The sequence below is a fragment of the Kitasatospora nipponensis genome (assembly GCF_039528135.1).
Taxonomy (GTDB): domain Bacteria; phylum Actinomycetota; class Actinomycetes; order Streptomycetales; family Streptomycetaceae; genus Kitasatospora; species Kitasatospora nipponensis.
Genome location: NZ_BAAALF010000826.1, coordinates 1 through 632, shown reverse-complemented (window position 1 = coordinate 632; position 632 = coordinate 1). Strand labels below are relative to the sequence as shown.

General features: G+C 66.0%; 2 protein-coding genes. One reads left to right on the top strand and one right to left on the bottom strand.

Annotated features, from left to right (window positions below):
* Window positions 1–187 (bottom strand): hypothetical protein (locus tag ABD323_RS43550; protein WP_344447551.1); only part of this gene is annotated, 187 nt, incomplete at its 3' end.
* Between the two features lie 22 nt (window positions 188–209).
* Between ABD323_RS43550 and ABD323_RS43545 the strand changes: the two genes are divergently transcribed.
* Window positions 210–383: a hypothetical protein gene (locus ABD323_RS43545; RefSeq protein ID WP_344447550.1), complete on the top strand. Its 174-nt coding sequence runs from the start codon at window positions 210–212 to the stop codon at window positions 381–383.
* Window positions 384–632: the final 249 nt, after the last annotated feature.

Here is a 632-nt window from a genome sequence, read left to right as displayed (position 1 = left end):
GTGGCACCTGCACCAGGCTGACCTGGGTGGTGGCGGCGGGAGCAGAGGTCCAGGGTGCTGATCGTTCGGTCACAGGCGGATGCTCGTTCAGCGGACGGCCGGTGTCCACCGCTTTTACGGCGCGTCGCAGCTCACAACCCGCACGATTGACCAGTTCAGCGGCACCGTGGTGGGATTTCCCGAGCACCGGCCTTCGAGAGGAACCAGCAGTGACCCACCCCTCTCTCACGATCGGTGTCGGCGCCCGCAGCGGCGTCCCCGCCGCCGAGCTGGTCGACCTGATCGAGAACAAGGCCGACCCGATCGAGATCGAGCTCGCCGCCCGCCGCCACCGCACTGCCACCCTCGACGCCATGCTGACGTTCCGACATGCCCACGACTAGCGTGCGACGGATCGTGCGCTCGAGGTAACCCACGTACGCATGCCGCGACGGGGCAAAGGGGCTGCTGAATCCGGTGACAGGTCTGGTCACGCTGCCTGAGTGGTCAGCGCGGTCATCACGGTCTCGTATTCGACAGCGAGTTCAATCGGCTGAGTCGTTCTTTGGCATCGGCGGTGGTGGGAGGAACGTTCGGTCCAGGTGACGGACGCGATCCGAGTGCGCCATGGGTTCGCCCCGGTAGGGAAAAAG